This window comes from Cellulosimicrobium funkei, assembly GCF_001019615.1.
GTDB classification, from domain to species: domain Bacteria; phylum Actinomycetota; class Actinomycetes; order Actinomycetales; family Cellulomonadaceae; genus Cellulosimicrobium; species Cellulosimicrobium cellulans_E.
On record NZ_JNBQ01000003.1, the window covers coordinates 153134 to 169513 of the forward strand.

At 73.8% G+C, this 16380-nt stretch carries 12 protein-coding genes and 1 pseudogene; 9 read left to right on the plus strand and 4 right to left on the minus strand.

Features of this window, described 5'->3' with window-relative positions; genetic code table 11:
- Window positions 1-45 precede the first annotated feature (45 nt).
- From FB00_RS05140 to FB00_RS05155, 4 genes and pseudogenes are all read left to right on the plus strand, one after another.
- Window positions 46-522: pseudogene (locus tag FB00_RS05140) on the plus strand (MaoC family dehydratase); the annotation flags it as partial.
- Window positions 523-722: 200 nt separating this feature from the next.
- Window positions 723-1580, plus strand: a complete 858-nt coding sequence (locus FB00_RS05145) for an HpcH/HpaI aldolase/citrate lyase family protein (RefSeq protein WP_269429993.1) — start codon at window positions 723-725, stop codon at window positions 1578-1580.
- A gap of 74 nt (window positions 1581-1654) precedes the next feature.
- Entirely contained in the window at window positions 1655-3811 is a 2157-nt protein-coding gene (locus FB00_RS20950) for a tetratricopeptide repeat protein (RefSeq protein ID WP_052877453.1), read from the plus strand.
- 62 nt (window positions 3812-3873) lie between these two features.
- Window positions 3874-4461: a hypothetical protein gene (locus tag FB00_RS05155; protein ID WP_052877454.1), complete on the plus strand. Its 588-nt coding sequence runs from the start codon at window positions 3874-3876 to the stop codon at window positions 4459-4461.
- A gap of 9 nt (window positions 4462-4470) precedes the next feature.
- Here FB00_RS05155 and FB00_RS05160 read toward each other — a convergent pair whose 3' ends face one another.
- On the minus strand, window positions 4471-4956 hold the full coding sequence (locus FB00_RS05160) for a MarR family winged helix-turn-helix transcriptional regulator (protein WP_047231808.1): 486 nt from the start codon (window positions 4954-4956) through the stop codon (window positions 4471-4473).
- 91 nt (window positions 4957-5047) lie between these two features.
- Between FB00_RS05160 and FB00_RS05165 the strand changes: the two genes are divergently transcribed.
- Window positions 5048-5482 carry a nuclear transport factor 2 family protein gene (locus FB00_RS05165; RefSeq protein WP_047231809.1) on the plus strand — a complete coding sequence of 145 codons (435 nt, stop codon included), beginning with the start codon at window positions 5048-5050 and terminating at the stop codon, window positions 5480-5482.
- A gap of 53 nt (window positions 5483-5535) precedes the next feature.
- Here FB00_RS05165 and pntB read toward each other — a convergent pair whose 3' ends face one another.
- Both pntB and FB00_RS05175 read right to left on the minus strand, forming a co-directional pair.
- Window positions 5536-6948: a Re/Si-specific NAD(P)(+) transhydrogenase subunit beta gene (pntB, locus tag FB00_RS05170; protein WP_047231810.1), complete on the minus strand. Its 1413-nt coding sequence runs from the start codon at window positions 6946-6948 to the stop codon at window positions 5536-5538.
- Window positions 6945-8552, minus strand: coding sequence for a Re/Si-specific NAD(P)(+) transhydrogenase subunit alpha (locus FB00_RS05175; protein ID WP_047231978.1), 1608 nt, complete (start codon window positions 8550-8552; stop codon window positions 6945-6947). The genes pntB and FB00_RS05175 overlap by 4 nt, the downstream gene beginning before the upstream one ends.
- A 258-nt stretch (window positions 8553-8810) precedes the next feature.
- On the opposite strand from FB00_RS05175, the gene FB00_RS05180 reads away from it, so the two are divergent.
- Entirely contained in the window at window positions 8811-9137 is a 327-nt protein-coding gene (locus FB00_RS05180) for a hypothetical protein (protein WP_047231811.1), read from the plus strand.
- A 21-nt stretch (window positions 9138-9158) separates the two neighbouring features.
- On the opposite strand, the gene FB00_RS05185 is transcribed toward FB00_RS05180, so the two are convergent.
- Window positions 9159-11978: a flippase-like domain-containing protein gene (locus FB00_RS05185; RefSeq protein WP_082141013.1), complete on the minus strand. Its 2820-nt coding sequence runs from the start codon at window positions 11976-11978 to the stop codon at window positions 9159-9161.
- Window positions 11979-12147: 169 nt separating this feature from the next.
- Between FB00_RS05185 and FB00_RS20955 the strand changes: the two genes are divergently transcribed.
- The 3 genes from FB00_RS20955 (at window position 12148) to FB00_RS05200 (ending at window position 16238) form a co-directional block, all read left to right on the plus strand.
- Window positions 12148-13038 carry an HdeD family acid-resistance protein gene (locus tag FB00_RS20955; RefSeq protein WP_052877455.1) on the plus strand — a complete coding sequence of 297 codons (891 nt, stop codon included), beginning with the start codon at window positions 12148-12150 and terminating at the stop codon, window positions 13036-13038.
- Between the two features lie 331 nt (window positions 13039-13369).
- Window positions 13370-15016: an ABC transporter substrate-binding protein gene (locus FB00_RS05195; protein WP_047231812.1), complete on the plus strand. Its 1647-nt coding sequence runs from the start codon at window positions 13370-13372 to the stop codon at window positions 15014-15016.
- A 100-nt stretch (window positions 15017-15116) separates the two neighbouring features.
- A complete protein-coding gene (locus FB00_RS05200) occupies window positions 15117-16238 on the plus strand; it encodes an ABC transporter permease (RefSeq protein WP_047231813.1) in 1122 nt (373 codons plus the stop codon).
- Window positions 16239-16380: the final 142 nt, after the last annotated feature.

Here is a 16380-nt window from a genome sequence, read left to right on the forward strand (position 1 = left end):
CGTGCTCGACGGTGGGCGGGGTCGTGGTGGCGAGGGAGGAGCAGGATGCGCGAGGTGGTCCAGCGGGGCCTGTACTACGACGAGCTGGAGACGGGCGTGGTGTACCGCCACCGGCCCGGCCGCACGCTCACGGAGGCGGACGACGTCGTCTTCTCCACGCTCACGATGAACCACCAGGCGCTGCACCTCGACGCCGCGTGGGCCGCGACCCAACCGTTCGGGCAGCGGCTCGTCAACTCGATGATGACGCTGTCCACGCTCGTCGGGCTGTCGGTCGGTCAGGTCACGCAGGGCACGATCGTCGCGAACCTCGGGTTCCGTGAGGTCGAGCTCCCGAAGCCGCTGTTCCACGGCGACACGCTCTACGCGGAGACGGAGGTCGTCGAGAAGCGGCTGTCCGCGTCACGCCCGGGGCAGGGCGTCGTGACGCTCGAGCACCGCGGCCTCAACCAGGACGGCGTCCTCGTCGCGCGCGCCGTCCGCACCGCGCTCTTCTGGACGCGCGCCGCCCACGAGGCGGCGTCCAAGGCGGCGTTCACGGCGGTGCCCGACGACGCCCGGCCGCCCGGGCCGTCCGCCGAACCCGGGGTTGTGGGCGCGGCGGGTGCCGAGCCCGGCGACATCCCCGGGCTCGGCGCAGGGCGTGACGACAACCCTGGGCTCGGTGGGCACGTGGCAGGCGTGCATGATCCCGTCCTCGAGCGTGGCGACGAGGAGGGCGCGTGGTGAGCCACGACGGCGGGCTCGGGCTCGGGCCGGCGCTGCTGTTCTGCCCCGGTGACCGGCCGGACCGGTTCGCCAAGGCTGCCGACCGCGCCGACGCCGTCATCCTCGACCTCGAGGACGCGGTCGCCGCAGCCTCGAAGGACGCCGCCCGGCGCGCCGTCGTCGAGGCGTCCGCGACGCTCGACCCGGCGCGGACGGTCGTGCGGGTCAACGCCGTCGGGACGCCCGAGCACGCGCTCGACGTGGCGGCGCTCGCGGACACCCGCTTGCGCACGGTCATGGTCGCCAAGTCGGGCCCGGAGCTGCTCGGCTCGCTCGCGGCGCTCGCGACGACCCTGCCGGGCGTGCGCGTCCTCGCGCTCTGCGAGACGGCAGCCGGCGTGCTCGCGGCGCCGGAGCTCGCCCGGCGGCCCGAGGTCGTCGCGCTCATGTGGGGCGCGGAGGACCTCGTCGCGTCGCTCGGCGGCACGTCGAGCCGGCGCCCGGACGGGTCGTACCGGGACGTCGCGCGGCACGCGCGCTCCGCGGTGCTTCTCGCCGCCGGGGCGGCGGGCAAGGCGGCGGTCGACGCGGTGCACGTGGACGTCGGCGACCTCGACGGGCTGCGGGCCGAGGCCGAGGACGCCGCGGCGTCGGGGTTCGCCGCGACGGCGTGCATCCACCCGAGCCACGTGCCCGTGATCCGCGCCGCGTACGCCCCGACGCCGGAGCAGGTGACGGCCGCGCGCGCCCTGCTCGACGCGGCGGCCGCCAACCCCGGCGGCCCCGACGCGGTCTTCACGCACGACGGCCGGATGGTCGACGGACCTGTGCTGCGGCACGCCGAGGCGGTCCTGCGCCGGGCGGGCACCTGACCGGTCGCACGATGGGGACCGGTCCCCATGCCAGGCCGGTGCGGCGCGTCGGGGGTGCCGCATAGCCTCTCCCCGTGACCGACGCGAACGCCCAGGACCCGCAGCACCAGCACTGGACCGAGGGCTTCCCGCACCTCGCCGACCGGGCCGCGACCCTGCTCGGCGTCGACGTCGCGACGGTCGCGCGCCACAACAAGGTCGTCCCGGGCGGCTTCCACGTGTGGACTCCGGGCCGCGGCGGCGCGCAGGCGATCGTCGGGTTCGACGGGTCGGCGTACGTGCGCGAGTCGTGCTTCACGCAGGCCCAGCTGGTCCGGGCGTTCCACGCCGGTCACCGCAACGACGCGAACGCCGCGACCCTCCCGGTGAACCACGCCGCGTCCGCGGTGGCCTCGATGGTCGGGATCCTGCGCGGCGGCCCGGCGCACCCCGCGACGCCCACCGGCCCGAGCGAGGCGGAGCTCGCCGAGCTCGTCGGCAGCGGCTTCGAGCAGACCACGCCGGACGAGATCGCCGAGCGGCTGCGCGCCCGGGGCAAGGGCGCGTTCGTCGTCGTCGGCGTCGACCGCGCGCACGGCCCGGGCCACTGGTACGTCGCCTTCTTCGACGGCGAGGACGTGCTCGCGCTCGACCCGATCGCCAACGGGCGCACGGCGTGGCCGCCGCCCGCGGCGGACGCGGTGCGCTGGTGGGCGGACGGCAGGCCGACGACGGCGCCCACGCGCGTCGTGGCTGACGTCCGGTCGGTCACGGGTCGCCGCGTGTGGACGGAGACGACGCCGTTCCTCGCCCCGACGGCGCAGTCGTTCCTCGAATGGGTCGCGACCCTCCCCGCGGAGAAGGTCGTCCAGGGCTACCAGGTCTGGCACGGGTTCTGGTGGGTCGTGCTGGCGGAGTCGGGCGACGACCTGCGCGTCGCCGTCACGGACCTCACGAAGGACGGGATCTCGACGCTCACGTGGGACGTCGACCCGATGCTCGACACCTACCGGCAGCAGCGCGAGATGGTCGCGTTCTGCAAGGTGGGGGCCAAGAGCACGCGCTTCACGGAGACCGTGCTCGTCTACAACGACGTGTACGACGCCCCGGAGATGTACGTCGAGCGCACCCGGCCGGCGGGCGACGGCGCGTCGGGGTGGGTCGTGAAGTCGATCGCCGCGCAGCCGCGCGGCGGGCTCCTCCCCGTGCCCGCGCACGAGCTGTACCGCCGGGCACCGCACCTCGTACGCTACCTCTCGCTCCCCGAGGGCTTCCGTGCGGTGTGGGCGAAGAACCGGACGAACCAGATCTGGAACCCGGACGGCGAGCTGGTCTGGGACGCCGACGCGCGGGACGAGGCGAAGGCGGCGGAGGCGGGCGACGCCTCGGCGAGCGCGACCGCGGAGGGGGCACCGACGTCGGGCACGCCCCGCCCGCGCGGCAGCGTCGCCCACGAGGCGGCGCGCGACGCGCTCGACGACCGTGCCGCGAGCCGCGAGCGGGTCCTGGCCGCCGCGCACGGGCTGCGCGACGCGTTCGCCCGCAACGAGCACGTGATCGGCCTGCTGCCGGGCGACGCGGAGCAGGTGCTCGTCGACACGTACCGTCGGGCCGACGCGGACGGGGCGGACGCGGTGTCGCGCGAGGCGGCGACGTCCTGGGTGCGCGAGGCGTACTTCCGCCGCCTGCCGGTCGCCGCGGAGGCCGCCGAGCGGGTCGACCGGCTCGCGGAGGACGACCCCGACGGCGGCGCGCACGTGCTGCGCGGGTGGATGCGCTACAACGGCTACGGGTTCCGCCAGGACGCCGCGGCGGCCGTCGCCGACCACGAGGAGGCGGCGCGGCGGGGGAACGCCGACGCGCTCTTCGAGCTGTCCGTCCTCACGGCGACAGGCCAGGGCGCGCCGGTGGACGAGGCGCGCTCGCGCGCGTTCCTCGAGCAGGCCGCCGACGCGGGCCACCCCCGTGCGCTCTACAACCTCGCGGCGGAGCACGCGACGGGTCGCGGTCGTCCGCGGGACTCCGCGCGCGCCCTGGAGCTCTACCTCGCGGCGGGCGATCGGGGCAACGGCCGCGCGGCGTTCACGGCGGGCGTGATGATGCTCACCGGGGACGGGTCCCTGCCCGACCCGGCCCGCGCGGGCAGGGCGTTCGCGCTCGCCGAGGACCTCGGGTTCGACGTGCGCGACGCCGCCGCGCAGTTCCCCCCGCAGCTCGCCGAGCAGGTCGTCGGGGCGCTCTCCGCGGGCTGACCGGACAAAAGACGCGCACAGCCCGTTCCACTTGCGGGCCCGGGCATCGTATGGTCACTCGCGTGAACGTCTACGTCGTCCTGTCCCGCAGCCGTACGGTCCTCTCCCGGACCATCGCGCTGGCGACCCGCGACGAGTTCACGCACTCCTCCCTGGCGCTCGACCCGGGGCTCGACCTCATGTTCAGCTTCGGGCGCCGCCGGGCCGGGAACCCGTTCGTCGGGTGCTTCCGGCGCGAGCGGTTCGACGACGGCCTGTACCGCGGCATGGACGTGGTGCCCGGGGTCGTGCTCGAGGTCCCCGTGACGCCCGAGCAGCACGAGGCGATCCGCGTGCGGATCACCGAGTTCCTGCTCGACTCGCACGCGTTCTCCTACAACGTGCGCGGTCTCGTCGGCGCCCGGTTCGGCCGCGGCCACGAGGCGGAGGACCGGTTCTTCTGCTCCGAGTTCGTCTACCACGTGCTGCACGGCGCCGGGGTGTGCGACCTCGGCGTCGAGCGCTGGCAGGTGCGCCCGCAGACGCTGCTCGACCTGCCGGGCCGCGTCGTCTTCCGAGGAGATCTCAAGGACTACGTCGCGGCGCACGGTGCGCTCGAGACGCTCCCGTCGCTCACGTTCGGCCACGCCCGGGAGCGTGTGCTCGGCTGAGCCCGCTCCTCAGGGGCCGTCGGCCCCGGCGGCGAGGTGCGCGTTGACGCGGCCGAGAAGGGCGAACAGCAGCGTGCGCTCGTCCGGGGAGAGTGGTGCCATGATCCGGTCGTTGACCTCCGCGAGGATCGTGTCCAGCTCGTCGAGGCGGCGCTCGCCCGCGGTCGTGATCGACACGACGTTGCGGCGCTTGTCCGCCGGGTCGGGGGACCTGTCCACCCAGCCACCGGCCGCCAGCTCGTTGAGGACTGCGACGAGGTCGCTGCGGTAGACGCGCGTGCGGTCGGACAGCGCCGACTGGCTCGCGGGGCCGCGTTCGGCGAGGACGGCGAGCACGACGAAGTGGTCCTTGTGCGCCCCCACGGCCCGCAGGGCGTCACCGGCGACGCGGCGGGTCTGGGCCGCGGTCATGCCGACGAGGCGGGAGAGCTGTCCCGTGAGCCGCGCCGGCGTCTCGCCGCCGCGGTCGAAGCGGAGGTCGTCCTCGGTGTCCACGGCCCGATCCTACCCTTGCGTTAGTCGGACTAACGGTCTAGGTTTCGTGAGAAGAGCGAACGTTAGTCGCTCTCACGAATAAGGAGGGTCTATGACCACGACCGAGACGCTCGTGCGCGAGCTCGCCGACCGGGCCGAGCTCGCCGACCTCGTCGCGCGCCACAGCCTGTGGATCGACGAGGCGCGCTACGACGAGACGGACCGGCTCTTCACCGAGGACGTCACCGTGACGTCGCTGCGCGGCGAGGCTCACGGCGTCGCCGACCTGGTCGCGCTCGTGCGCGCCGGGCACGACCGCTACGCGCGCACCCTGCACCACAAGGCGAACCTCGTCGTCGAGCTCGACGGAGACACCGCGACCGTGCGCGCGCACGACGTCGCGGTGTTCGTCGTCGACGACACGACCGAGGCCATCGCCGCGGCGGTCCACCGCTACGGTGCGCGCCGCACGGCCGCCGGTTGGCGCTTCGACCGGCTCGAGATCACGCCCGTCGCGCTGACGGGCGCGCTCGAGCGCGCGCTGTAGACGCGGCGGAGCGGCAGGGCGGCACGGGAGCAGCGGGTCGAGCGCCGGGTGGATCAGCCGACGCGCAGGGCCGCCACGATGTCCTCGACCCGCTGCTTCGCGTCCCCGAAGAGCATGCCCGTGTTCTCGCGGAAGAACAGCGGGTTCTGCACCCCGGCGTAGCCGGCCGCCATCGAGCGCTTGAAGACGACGACCTGCCCCGCCTCCCACACGTGCAGCACGGGCATGCCCGCGATGGGGGAGCCGGGGTCGTCGAGCGCGGCCGGGTTGACGGTGTCGTTCGCGCCGATGACGAGCACGACGTCCGTGCCCGCCAGGTCGTCGTTGATCTCGTCCATCTCCAGCACGATGTCGTACGGGACGCGCGCCTCGGCGAGCAGGACGTTCATGTGCCCGGGGAGGCGGCCCGCGACCGGGTGCACCCCGAAGCGGACCTCGGCGCCGCCGTCGCGCAGGAGCTCGACGAGCTCCGCGACGGGGTACTGCGCCTTGGCGACCGCCATGCCGTAGCCCGGCGTGATGACGACGCTGCGGGCGTCGCGCAGGAGGGCCGCGACCTCGTCGGCGCTCACCTCGCGGTGCTCGCCCTGCGGGCCCTCGCCGCCCCCGGCGGGCGCGGCGCCCTCCTCGGCCCCGAACCCGCCGAGGATGACGGACACGAACGACCGGTTCATGGCCTTGCACATGATGTAGCTGAGGATCGCGCCGGAGGACCCGACGAGCGCTCCGGTGACGATGAGCAGGTCGTTCCCGAGCATGAATCCCGCCGCGGCCGCCGCCCAGCCGGAGTACGAGTTGAGCATCGACACGACGACGGGCATGTCGCCGCCGCCGATCGACGCGACGAGGTGCCAGCCCAGCGCGAGCGACACGACCGTGAGCAGGAGCAGGGGCCAGATCGACGGCGCGACGACGAACCACACCACGAGCCCGAGGCTCACGAGGAGCGCCGCGAGGTTGAGCAGGTTGCGGCCCGGGAGCTGGAGCGGGGCCGAGCGCGTGCGCCCGGACAGCTTGAGGAACGCGACGACCGATCCCGTGAAGGTCACCGCGCCCACGAGCACGCCGAGGGAGACCTCGACGAGGTGCGCGACGTCGTCGGCCCCCGCGGCGTGGGCGGTCAGGTAGGAGTTGAAGCCGACCAGCACGGCCGCGGCGCCCACGAAGCTGTGCAGGATCGCGATGAGCTCCGGCATCTGCGTCATCTCGACGCGGCGCGCGCGCCAGGTCCCGACCGCCGCGCCCACGAGGAGCACGAGCGCGATGAGCAGCGCGGTGACGAGCACGGGGCGGGCGCTCGTGCCGAGCGCGAGGACGATCGTCGCGGCGAGCGCGAGGACCATGCCGACCATGCCGAGCAGGTTGCCGCGGCGCGCGGACTCCTGCTTCGAGAGCCCAGCGAGGCTGAGCACGAACAGGACGGCGGCGAGGACGTAGACCGCCTGGGCGACGGACGTCGCGGTCATCGGGCCACCCCCTGCGCGCGTGCCGGGGCGTCCTTGCGGAACATGCGGATCATGCGGTTGGCGACCAGGAAGCCACCGAAGATGTTGATGCTCGCGACCGTCGCGGCGAGCAGCGCGAGCGTCGTGACGACCCAGTCGTCGGAGCCGATCTGGAGGAGCGCGCCGACGAGGATGATGCCGGAGATCGCGTTGGTCTGGGCCATGAGCGGCGTGTGCAGCGAGTGGGTGACGTTCGAGATCACGTAGTACCCGACGACCACCGCGAGCGTGAACACCGTGACGTGCCCGACGAGCGACGGCGGTGCGAAAGACAGCGCGAGCGTCACGAGCACCGCGGCGAGCGCGGCGCCGACGGTCCGGCGACGGCGGCGCAGGCTCGCGGCCGACGCCGCCTCCGCGGCGGCCCGCTCGCGGTCCGCAGCCTCCTGCGCAGGGTCGGGTGGTGGCGGCGGCACGGTCGACCCGGGGGCGGGCGCCGCGCTCACCGCGACGGGCGGCGGCGGCCACAGCACGTCGCCGTCGCGCGCGACGGTCATGCCCCGCTGGACCGGGTCGTCGAGGTCGAGCGCGAGCGTGCCGTCCTTGCCCGGCGTGAGCAGCTCCAGCAGGTGCACGACGTTCGTCCCGAGGAGCTGCGACGTGTGCTGCGGCAGGCGCCCGGCGAGGTCGGTCCAGCCGACGACCACGACGCCGTCCTCCGTCACGACGCGCTCGCCCGGCACCGTGAGCGCGCAGTTCCCGCCGCCCGAGGCCGCGAGGTCGACGACGACGCTCCCCGGGCGCATCCCCGCCACGGCCTCGGCCGTGAGCGTGCGCGGCGCGCGGCCGCGCACGAGCGCCGTCGTGATGACGACGTCGGCCTCGGCGGCCTCGCGCGCGTACACCGCGAGCGCCGCGGCTTCCTGCTCGGGCGTGAGCGGCTTCGCGTAGCCGTCGGCGGACATGCCCTGCTGCGCGGCGGGCTCGCGCACGGCCGTGCCACCCATGGACTCGATCTGCTCGGCCGCCTCGGAGCGCACGTCGAACGCGCGCACCTGTGCGCCCAGGCTCGCCGCCGCGCCGACCGCGGCGAGGCCCGCGACCCCGCCGCCGATGACGAAGACCCTCGCGGGCGGCGTCTTGCCCGCGGCGGTGACCTGCCCGGCGAACATGCCGCCGTACTCGCCCGCGGCCTCGACGACCGCGCGGTACCCCGCGACGTTGGACAGCGTGCTCAGCACGTCGAGGGCCTGCGCGCGCGAGATGCGCGGCACGGCGTCGAGCGCGAGCGCGGTGACGCCGTGGGCCGCGAGGCGCTGCACGAGGTCCGGGTCGTTCGCGGGACCGAGCATCGCGACGAGCGTCGCGCCGGGGCGCAGGAGCGCGACCTGGGCGTCGGTGGGCGCGTTCACGGCCGTGACGACGTCGGCGCCCCACGCGGCCGCGGCGTCCACGACCGCGGCGCCCGCCGCCTCGTACGCGGCGTCGGAGAACGTGGCCCCCGCCCCGGCGTCGTGCTCGACGACCACGTCGTACCCGAGCGCCCGCAGGCGCTCGACCGTGCGCGGGGTCGCGGCGACGAGCCGCTCCCCGTCCCTCACCTCGCGGGGGACACCGATCCTCACGTGCGGGCTCCTCACCTCGTCGAGCATCGTGGGCGCCCGCGCGACCGGAGACGACGGCGGGTGCGCGGTGAGCCTATCGGGGGCCGCCCGCGCCGTCCCGGGTCCAACGTCCTCGGGCGGGCGAGCCTCGGCCCGGCCGGCGCCCGTCGCGCCCGTGGAGGGGGCCGGCGGGGAGTGCTCACCATCGCACGAGGTGGCGCCCCGGTCGCCGGGTCCGCGAGGATCGGGGCGCCATCCGCTCCGACCCCAGGGGGAACCATGCGCCGCACCACCACCCGTACCGTCGTCCTCGCGCCCGTCGCCGCGCTGTGCGCCGTCGCGCTCGCCGCGTGCTCCGTGAACGCGAACCTCACCGTGCCGGCCTCGAAGATCGCGCAGGACGCCGAGGGCGCGCTCGCCGAGATCGGCGAGGCCGACGTCGACTGCGGGGAGGAGAGCGTCGACCTCGTGGACGGCGAAGTCGTCGAGTGCGAGCTCACCGACCCCGCGTCCGGGAACGTCTACGACACGACCGTCACGCTGTCCGACGTCGACGGGACGAAGTACCACGTGGACGTCAAGGTCGCCGAGACCCCGCAGGGCTGACGGCGGCGGACCGCCGGGCGGCTACAGGTCGCCCTTCCTCTGGAGGTACCGCATCGCGGCCCAGCCGATCGGGATGCGGGCCCAGTAGGTCGCGACGCGGAAGAGCACCGTCGCGGACGTCGCGAGAGCGGCGGGGACGCCCGCGGTGGTCAGGCCGAAGATGAGAGCGGCCTCGATCGCCCCGAGGCCACCCGGTGTCGGGACGGCCGCACCCGCGGCGTTCCCGACGAGGTAGATGACCGCGACCTCGACGAGCGAGAGCTCCTGCCCGAACGCGGCGAGCGCGGCGTCGAACGCGAGCACGTAGCCGAGCGTCATGACGACGTTCCCCGCGATGCCCAGCGCGAGCCGCCCGGGCTGGCCCAGCATCTCGGACAGCCGGGGCCACACCTGCTGGATCGTCGGGCGGATCTTGGCGAGCACCCAGGCACGCACGGCCGGCACGAGGAGCGTCGCGAGGACGGCGAGCGCGACGCCGCCGATCGCGAGGAGCACGGTCGTCGACGGGAGCTGGACGAGCCCGCCGTCGCCGGTCGCCACGGACAGCACGACGAGGAGCAGGATCGTCACGACGAACTGCGACACCTGGACGAGCGCGACGGTCGCGACGGCCACCGGGGTCGAGATCCCGCGCCGGGTCAGGAGCCGGAGGTTCAGCGCCGCCGGGCCGATGCCGGCGGGCGCGGCGAGCGCGACGAACGAGCCCGCCGCCTGGGTGAGCGTGACGCGCCAGAGCGGCAGCCGCTTCGACGCGAACGCGACGAGAGTGAGCGCGGCGCCGAACCACGTGACGATCCCGAGCAGGAACGAGACGGCCGCCCACCACGGGTTCGCCGAGGAGACGGCCTCGGTGATCTGGTCGAAGTTGATCGTGGTGACGACGACCGTCACCGCGACGATCGTCAGGGTCAGCGTGAGGATCGTCCGCGCGCCGAACCGGGTGATGCGCTGCGGCTCGATGCTCGCCTCGGGCAGCCGCTCCACCAGGGCGGCGCGCAGCTCCTTGAGGAGCTCCTTGTTCTGGCGGATCTCCTCGCGCGTGCTGGGCGGCAGCGCGACGGGCTGGAGCAGCGGGCCGATGGCGGCGATGTCGTCGTCGGGCAGGACGCTCACCGCGGACTCGACGGCGCGACGCGCCCCGACGCGCAGCGCGAGGAGCGCGACCATCTGCGCCAGGTCCATGCGGCGCGCGAGCTCGGACGACGCGATGTCGCCCTGCTCCCACCCGGTGAGCCAGACCTGCGGGGCGCCGGTCGCGGGCTCGCGCGAGACGAGCATGACGTCGGAGGTCAGCGCGCGGTGCGCGATGCCCGCCGAGTGCGCGAGCCGGAGCTGGCGCCACGCCTCGTTGAGCACCGAGCTGGTGAGGTCCTCCACGGGCAGGTCGCGCAGCGAGACGGCGCCGGTCGCGTGCTCCTGGACCAGGACCATGGAGTCGGCGGACTCGGCGACGCCGAGCAGGCGCGGCGTGCGGACGCCGGCCGACCGCGCGGCGTAGGACAGCAGCGCCGTGCGCTCGGCCGCGGCGCGCAGCGAGATGGCGGCCCGGCCCTCGCTGCCCCGCAGGCGCAGCGAACGCCAGAACCGGGCGAGGAAGCCGACCACCTGCCGGTCGCCGTCGAGCACGACGACGTCGCGCCGCACACCGTCGTCCGCGAGCATCGCGTAGACGCGGTTGTCGCCCGAGCGCGTCAGCGCGATGGCGGCCGAGTCGGACGGCGCGTCCTGGGCCTCCGTCGCGGGGGCTTGTCCGTGCGCCCCGTTCGCTCCGGTCGACGCCCCGCCCTCGTCGGGGTGCGGGGCCGACCCGAGGTGCTGCGCGGCGAGCGCGGCGTCCGCGGTGAGGACCGTCCCGGCGGTATCCGTCGCCCCCGGCGCACGCAGGACGCCGACGTGCACCTCGGCGGTGATGCGTCCCTCGGCGTCGACCTCGGTGATGGGGTCGTCCGCGGCCTCGGCGAGCTCCTCGTCGTCGGTGACGTCGCGGACGCGCACGAGGGCCGCGGGGGAGAACCCGGCGCGCCGCACGCCGGCCACCAGGTCGGGGCCGTAGGCGCGCTCGCTGCGGACACCCGAGACGTAGCGCACGGCGAGCCCGGCGATGCGCCCCAGGAGCAGCGTGATGATGATGCCCGGCAGCGACACCTGGCCGGTGATGAGCACGACGCCGATCGCGACGAACAGCAGGTTCCACGACCACTTGACGGTGCGCCGCCGGGTACGGGTGCCCGCGGCAGTGAGCAGCCCGCCGATCGCGGCGACGTAGCCCGGGATCGTCAGCTGCCACTCGCCCCGCGAGTACACGGAGAGCCCCCGGACGAGGTCGTCCGAGCCCCACGCCCGCAGCGCCAGCACGGCGAGCACGCCGAGGAGCAGGCCGAGCGCGGCGGCGACGATCGACTCGACGACCTGGCGCCCCAGCCGGCGGATGCCCAGCTCGGTGAGGACGGCGATCGGCACGAACAGCGTGATGAGGCCCTCGAGCACCGCGACGGGGACGAACAGGATGCGCGCGAGCAGGTCCGAGAAGTTCCGCACGTCCTCCGCGACCCCGGCCGTCGTGCCGTGCGCGTACACCGACATGAGCAGGACGACCACGACGCCCACCGCGCACAGCACGAGGTTGACGAGGTCGATCGGGTGCCGGACGCGCTGCTCGGCCGTGTCGACGACGCGGACGGTCCCCGCGTCGTCGTGACCTCGACGCCCGAGGAGGGCCTCGAGCGCGCCGGTCTGGGGTCGGGGGTCCGCCTGCTCGGGCCGGGCCAGAGAGCCGACCTCGACGACCGCGCCGACGTGGGGAGCGTCGCGCTCGGTCGGCTCGGGGGCGGGGGAGGCCATGCGAGCGAGTCTAGGTCGGGGGCCCTGAGCAGGCGCGGTATTTGGCCGATTCCTCCGGGTGATTCGCCCCGTTCGCCCGCATGCTGGACGGCTCGTGACCCCCGCTCGGCGGGCGGGTGTGAGCAAGGCCTCCCTAGCATGGGACGAGCGACGGACCCGGGAGGTCGGCATGGCACGTGGCACGACGACGGAACGCGGCACCGCGGACGGCGCCGACGGTCCAGGCAGCCCCGCGACGCCCGACGCGAACGGCCAGGAGCGCAACCCCTTCCGCAAGGTGTGGTGGCTCCCCGTGGTCCGGGGCACCCTCCTCGTCGTCCTCGGCCTCCTCCTCATGATCGAGCCGCTGGAGCAGCTCGGGACGCTGCGGGTCGTGCTCGGGGCGTTCCTCGTGGCCGACGGCGTGCTGGTCGCCGTGCAGGGGTTCGTGCACCGCAAGCAGGTGGGGTCGGCGTGGTGGCTCGCGCAGGCGGGGGTCAACGTCGTGTTCGGCGTCGTCGTGGCGCTCTGGCCGGACCTCACCGCGACCGCGCTCTACTACGTGCTCGCCGTGTGGGTGCTCGTGCTCGGCATCACGACGATCGCCGGGGCTGCCGCGCTCGTCCGCAACCGCGACCTGGGGTGGGCGTGGATGCTCGCCGTCGGGATCGTCTCGGTGCTGTTCGGGGTCCTGCTCGTCACGAGGCCGCTCGACTCCTTCGACGTGCTGCGGCTCGTCGCGGTGGTGTTCGCGCTCTACGCGTTCGTGACCGGGGCGATCCACGTGGTGTCGGGCTTCGCCGTCCGCGCCGTCGCGCGCGAGCTCGCGGACCTGCGTGCGCAGGCCGTCGCGGCGGGCGTCGTCGTGACGGGTGGGTCCGTGCTCGGCGCGCCGGCCGCCCACCCGGGCGTCGCACCGCCGTCGGCCGTCGGTGCTGCGTCCGCGGGTTCCCCGGCCGTGCCCGACCCGGCTGGGCCTGTCGAGCCCGCGCCCGACCCGGCCTCGCCCGCTCCCTCCGCGGACGCGCCGTCCCCAGGTGGTCCGGGTGCGGACGAGGTGGACGGTCGCGAGCGTCTCTGACCCCACCGCGACGCCGCGCTCACCACGGCAGTCGGTGCACCCCCGGGAGCGCCGACCGCCAGGGCCGGTCGACCCGAAAAGGGGCGGACTCTACACCTGCTGCCCAGGCGCCGTGAGTGTGTCTCACGTCACGATCGTTGCCCGGGGCTCAGGGTTACGACCGGGTAACAACGCTGGCGTTCTGTCCGGGTTTCTGCCGATCCTGACACCTGTGCGACACGGCGCTGTGCTAGAAATCACGGCACTCCGCCGACAGGTCGGGGTCCTGGTGCGTGCAAGGTCGCGCCACCGGTGTCTCGCACCCCGAGAAACCCGAGAAAGAGGTAGACACATGACAGCGGTGTCCAAGAAGCGGCTCCTCGCCGCGGCCGCCGGCATCACGGCGGTGACGCTGACCCTGACCGCGTGCGGCGGGGGCTCGAACGGCAACGAGGGCGACGGCGACGGCGGCGGGTCCTCGAGCGGTTCGCTCGTCATCGGCACCACCGACAAGGTCACGGTGCTCGACCCGGCCGGCTCGTACGACAACGGCTCGTTCGCCGTGATGAACCAGGTCTTCCCGTTCCTCCTGAACACCCCGTACGGCAGCCCCGACGTCGAGCCCGACATCGCGGAGTCGGCCGAGTTCACCTCGCCGACCGAGTACACGGTCAAGCTCAAGCCGGGCCTCAAGTGGGCCAACGGCAACGACCTCACGTCGTCCGACGTGAAGTTCACCTTCGACCGCCAGGTCGCGATCAACGACCCCAACGGCCCGGCGTCGCTGCTCTACAACCTCGACAGCGTCGAGACGCCCGACGACACCACGGTCGTCTTCCACCTCAAGAGCGAGAACGACCAGCTCTTCCCGCAGATCCTCTCCAGCCCGGCGGGCCCGATCGTCGACGAGGACGTCTTCGCGGCCGACGCCCTCACCTCGGACCAGGACATCGTCGACGGCAAGGCGTTCGCCGGCCAGTACACGATCACGGGCTACAAGTTCAACGAGCTCGTCTCCTACGAGGCCTACGACGGCTACCAGGGTCTGCTCGGCCCGGCGAAGACCGACAAGGTCGCGGTGAAGTACTTCGCCGAGGCGTCGAACATGAAGCTCGAGATCCAGCAGGGCAAGATCGACGTCGCGTGGCGCAGCCTGTCCGCGACGGACATCGAGGACCTGCGCGGCAACGACGACGTCAAGGTCGTCGACGGGCCCGGCGGCGAGATCCGGTACATCACGTTCAACTTCGACACGCAGCCGTTCGGGGCCAAGACGCCCGAGGCGGACCCGGCCAAGGCGCTGGCCGTGCGCCAGGCCGCCGCGTCGCTCATCGACCGCGACGAGCTCTCCGAGCAGGTCTACAAGGGCACCTACACCCCGCTGTACTCCTACGTCCCCGCGGGCCTGACCGGCGCCGTCGAGCCGCTCAAGGAGATGTACGGCGACGGCGCGGGCAAGCCCGACGCCGCGAAGGCCGAGCAGCTCCTGGCCGACGCGGGCGTCGAGACGCCCGTGACGCTCAACCTGCAGTACTCGAACGACCACTACGGCCCGTCGTCGGCCGACGAGTACGCGCTCATCAAGGACCAGCTCGAGAAGGACGGCCTCTTCACGGTCAACCTGCAGACGACCGAGTGGGTCACGTACGCCGAGGAGCGCACGTCCGACGTCTACCCCGCCTACCAGCTCGGCTGGTTCCCGGACTACTCCGACGCGGACAACTACCTCACGCCGTTCTTCCTCACGGAGAACTTCCTGGTGAACCACTACGCCAACCAGGAGGTCAACGACCTCATCCTCCAGCAGGCGGCGACGCCCGACGCCGACGAGCGCACCGCGCTCATCGAGGAGATCCAGAACAAGGTCGCGGCGGACCTGTCGACCCTCCCGTACCTCCAGGGTGCGCAGGTCGCGGTCGTGGGCACGGACGTGGAGGGGGCCGAGGACACGCTCGACCCGTCCTTCAAGTTCCGCTACGCGGCGCTGTCCAAGGGCTGACCCGCTCGCCGGCCCTCCTCGCGCGACCCGCGGGGAGGGCCGGGCACCGCTCGTCCGGGACGGCGACCGCCGAGGCCCCGGCACCTGAGGAAGAGACGACATGACGACCACCACCACCGACGCCGCGGTCGGCGAGGACGCCGCCGGCGGCCCCGGCCGCGAGGGGCCGACGCGCACCCCGCGCACGACCCGCCGCCGCGGCGGCGGGCTCGGGAGCTACATCCTGGTCCGCGCGCTGCTCATCATCCCGACGGTCTTCATCCTCGTGACCACGGTCTTCGTGGTCATGCGGTCCACGGGCGACCCGATCACCGCCGCGCTCGGCGGCCGGCTCACGCCGGACCAGCTCGCCGAGCGCATCCACGAGGCCGGGTACGACCGTCCGGTGGTCGTGCAGTACCTCGAGTACCTCGGCGGCATCGTGCGCGGCGACTTCGGGACGACGATCAGCGACAACCGGCCGGTCACCGAAGTGCTCGTGACGTACGGCACCGCGACGCTCGAGCTCGCGGTCTACGCGCTGCTCGTCGCGTTCGTCGTCGGGATCCCGCTGGGCATGCTCGCGGGCTACCTGCGCGACCGCGTGCCCGACGCGATGCTGCGCGTCTCCGCGATCCTCGCCTACGCGACCCCCGTCTTCTTCGCCGGCCTCATGCTCAAGCTCGTCTTCTCGGTGTGGCTCGGGTGGCTGCCCGTGTCCGGGCGCGCGTCCACCGACGCGGAGATCGAGCTGCAGTTCCTCGACGACCCGACCGGCTTCTACCTGATCGACGCGATCCGGACGGGCGACCCCGCGATCGTGGGCGACGTGCTCCAGCACGCGGTCCTCCCGGCGCTCGCGCTCGGGCTGCTCACGGCGGGCGTGTTCCTGCGGCTCGTGCGCACCAACGTCATCGGGACCCTCTCCACCGACTACGTCGTCGCGGCGCGGTCGCGCGGCGTCCGGGAGTCCCGGCTCGTGCGGGCCCACGCGTGGCGTCCCGCGCTCATCCCGATCATCACCGTCATCGGGCTGCAGGTCGCCATGCTCCTCGCGGGTGCCGTGCTCACCGAGACGACGTTCGAGTGGAAGGGGCTCGGCTTCCAGCTCGCCGAGTACCTCCAGGCGCGCGACTTCGTCGCCGTGCAGGGGATCGTCGTGCTCATGGCCGTGATCGTCGCGGTGACGAACTTCCTCGTCGACATCATCGCGGCGCTCATCGACCCGAGGGTGAGGTACTGACATGGTCGCGGAGACCGTCGTCCCGGCTGGTCCTGGCACCGGGGGCCCCGCCCCCGCCGTCGTCCCCGAGCGCGGCCGCGTCGCGTGGTGGAAGCGGCTGCCCGTCGTGCACCAGCTCCGGCAGAGCGTGGGGCTGCAGCGC

Excerpts from the sequence above, each read along its gene's own strand:
- FB00_RS05165 (WP_047231809.1), top strand. The coding sequence starts at position 5,048 with ATGACCACGACCGAGACGCTCGTGCGCGAGCTCGCCGACCGGGCCGAG.
- pntB (WP_047231810.1), bottom strand. The coding sequence starts at position 6,948 with ATGACCGCGACGTCCGTCGCCCAGGCGGTCTACGTCCTCGCCGCCGTC.
- FB00_RS05180 (WP_047231811.1), top strand. The coding sequence starts at position 8,811 with ATGCGCCGCACCACCACCCGTACCGTCGTCCTCGCGCCCGTCGCCGCG.
- FB00_RS05185 (WP_082141013.1), bottom strand. The coding sequence starts at position 11,978 with ATGGCCTCCCCCGCCCCCGAGCCGACCGAGCGCGACGCTCCCCACGTC.
- FB00_RS20955 (WP_052877455.1), top strand. The coding sequence starts at position 12,148 with ATGGCACGTGGCACGACGACGGAACGCGGCACCGCGGACGGCGCCGAC.
- FB00_RS05195 (WP_047231812.1), top strand. The coding sequence starts at position 13,370 with ATGACAGCGGTGTCCAAGAAGCGGCTCCTCGCCGCGGCCGCCGGCATC.
- FB00_RS05200 (WP_047231813.1), top strand. The coding sequence starts at position 15,117 with ATGACGACCACCACCACCGACGCCGCGGTCGGCGAGGACGCCGCCGGC.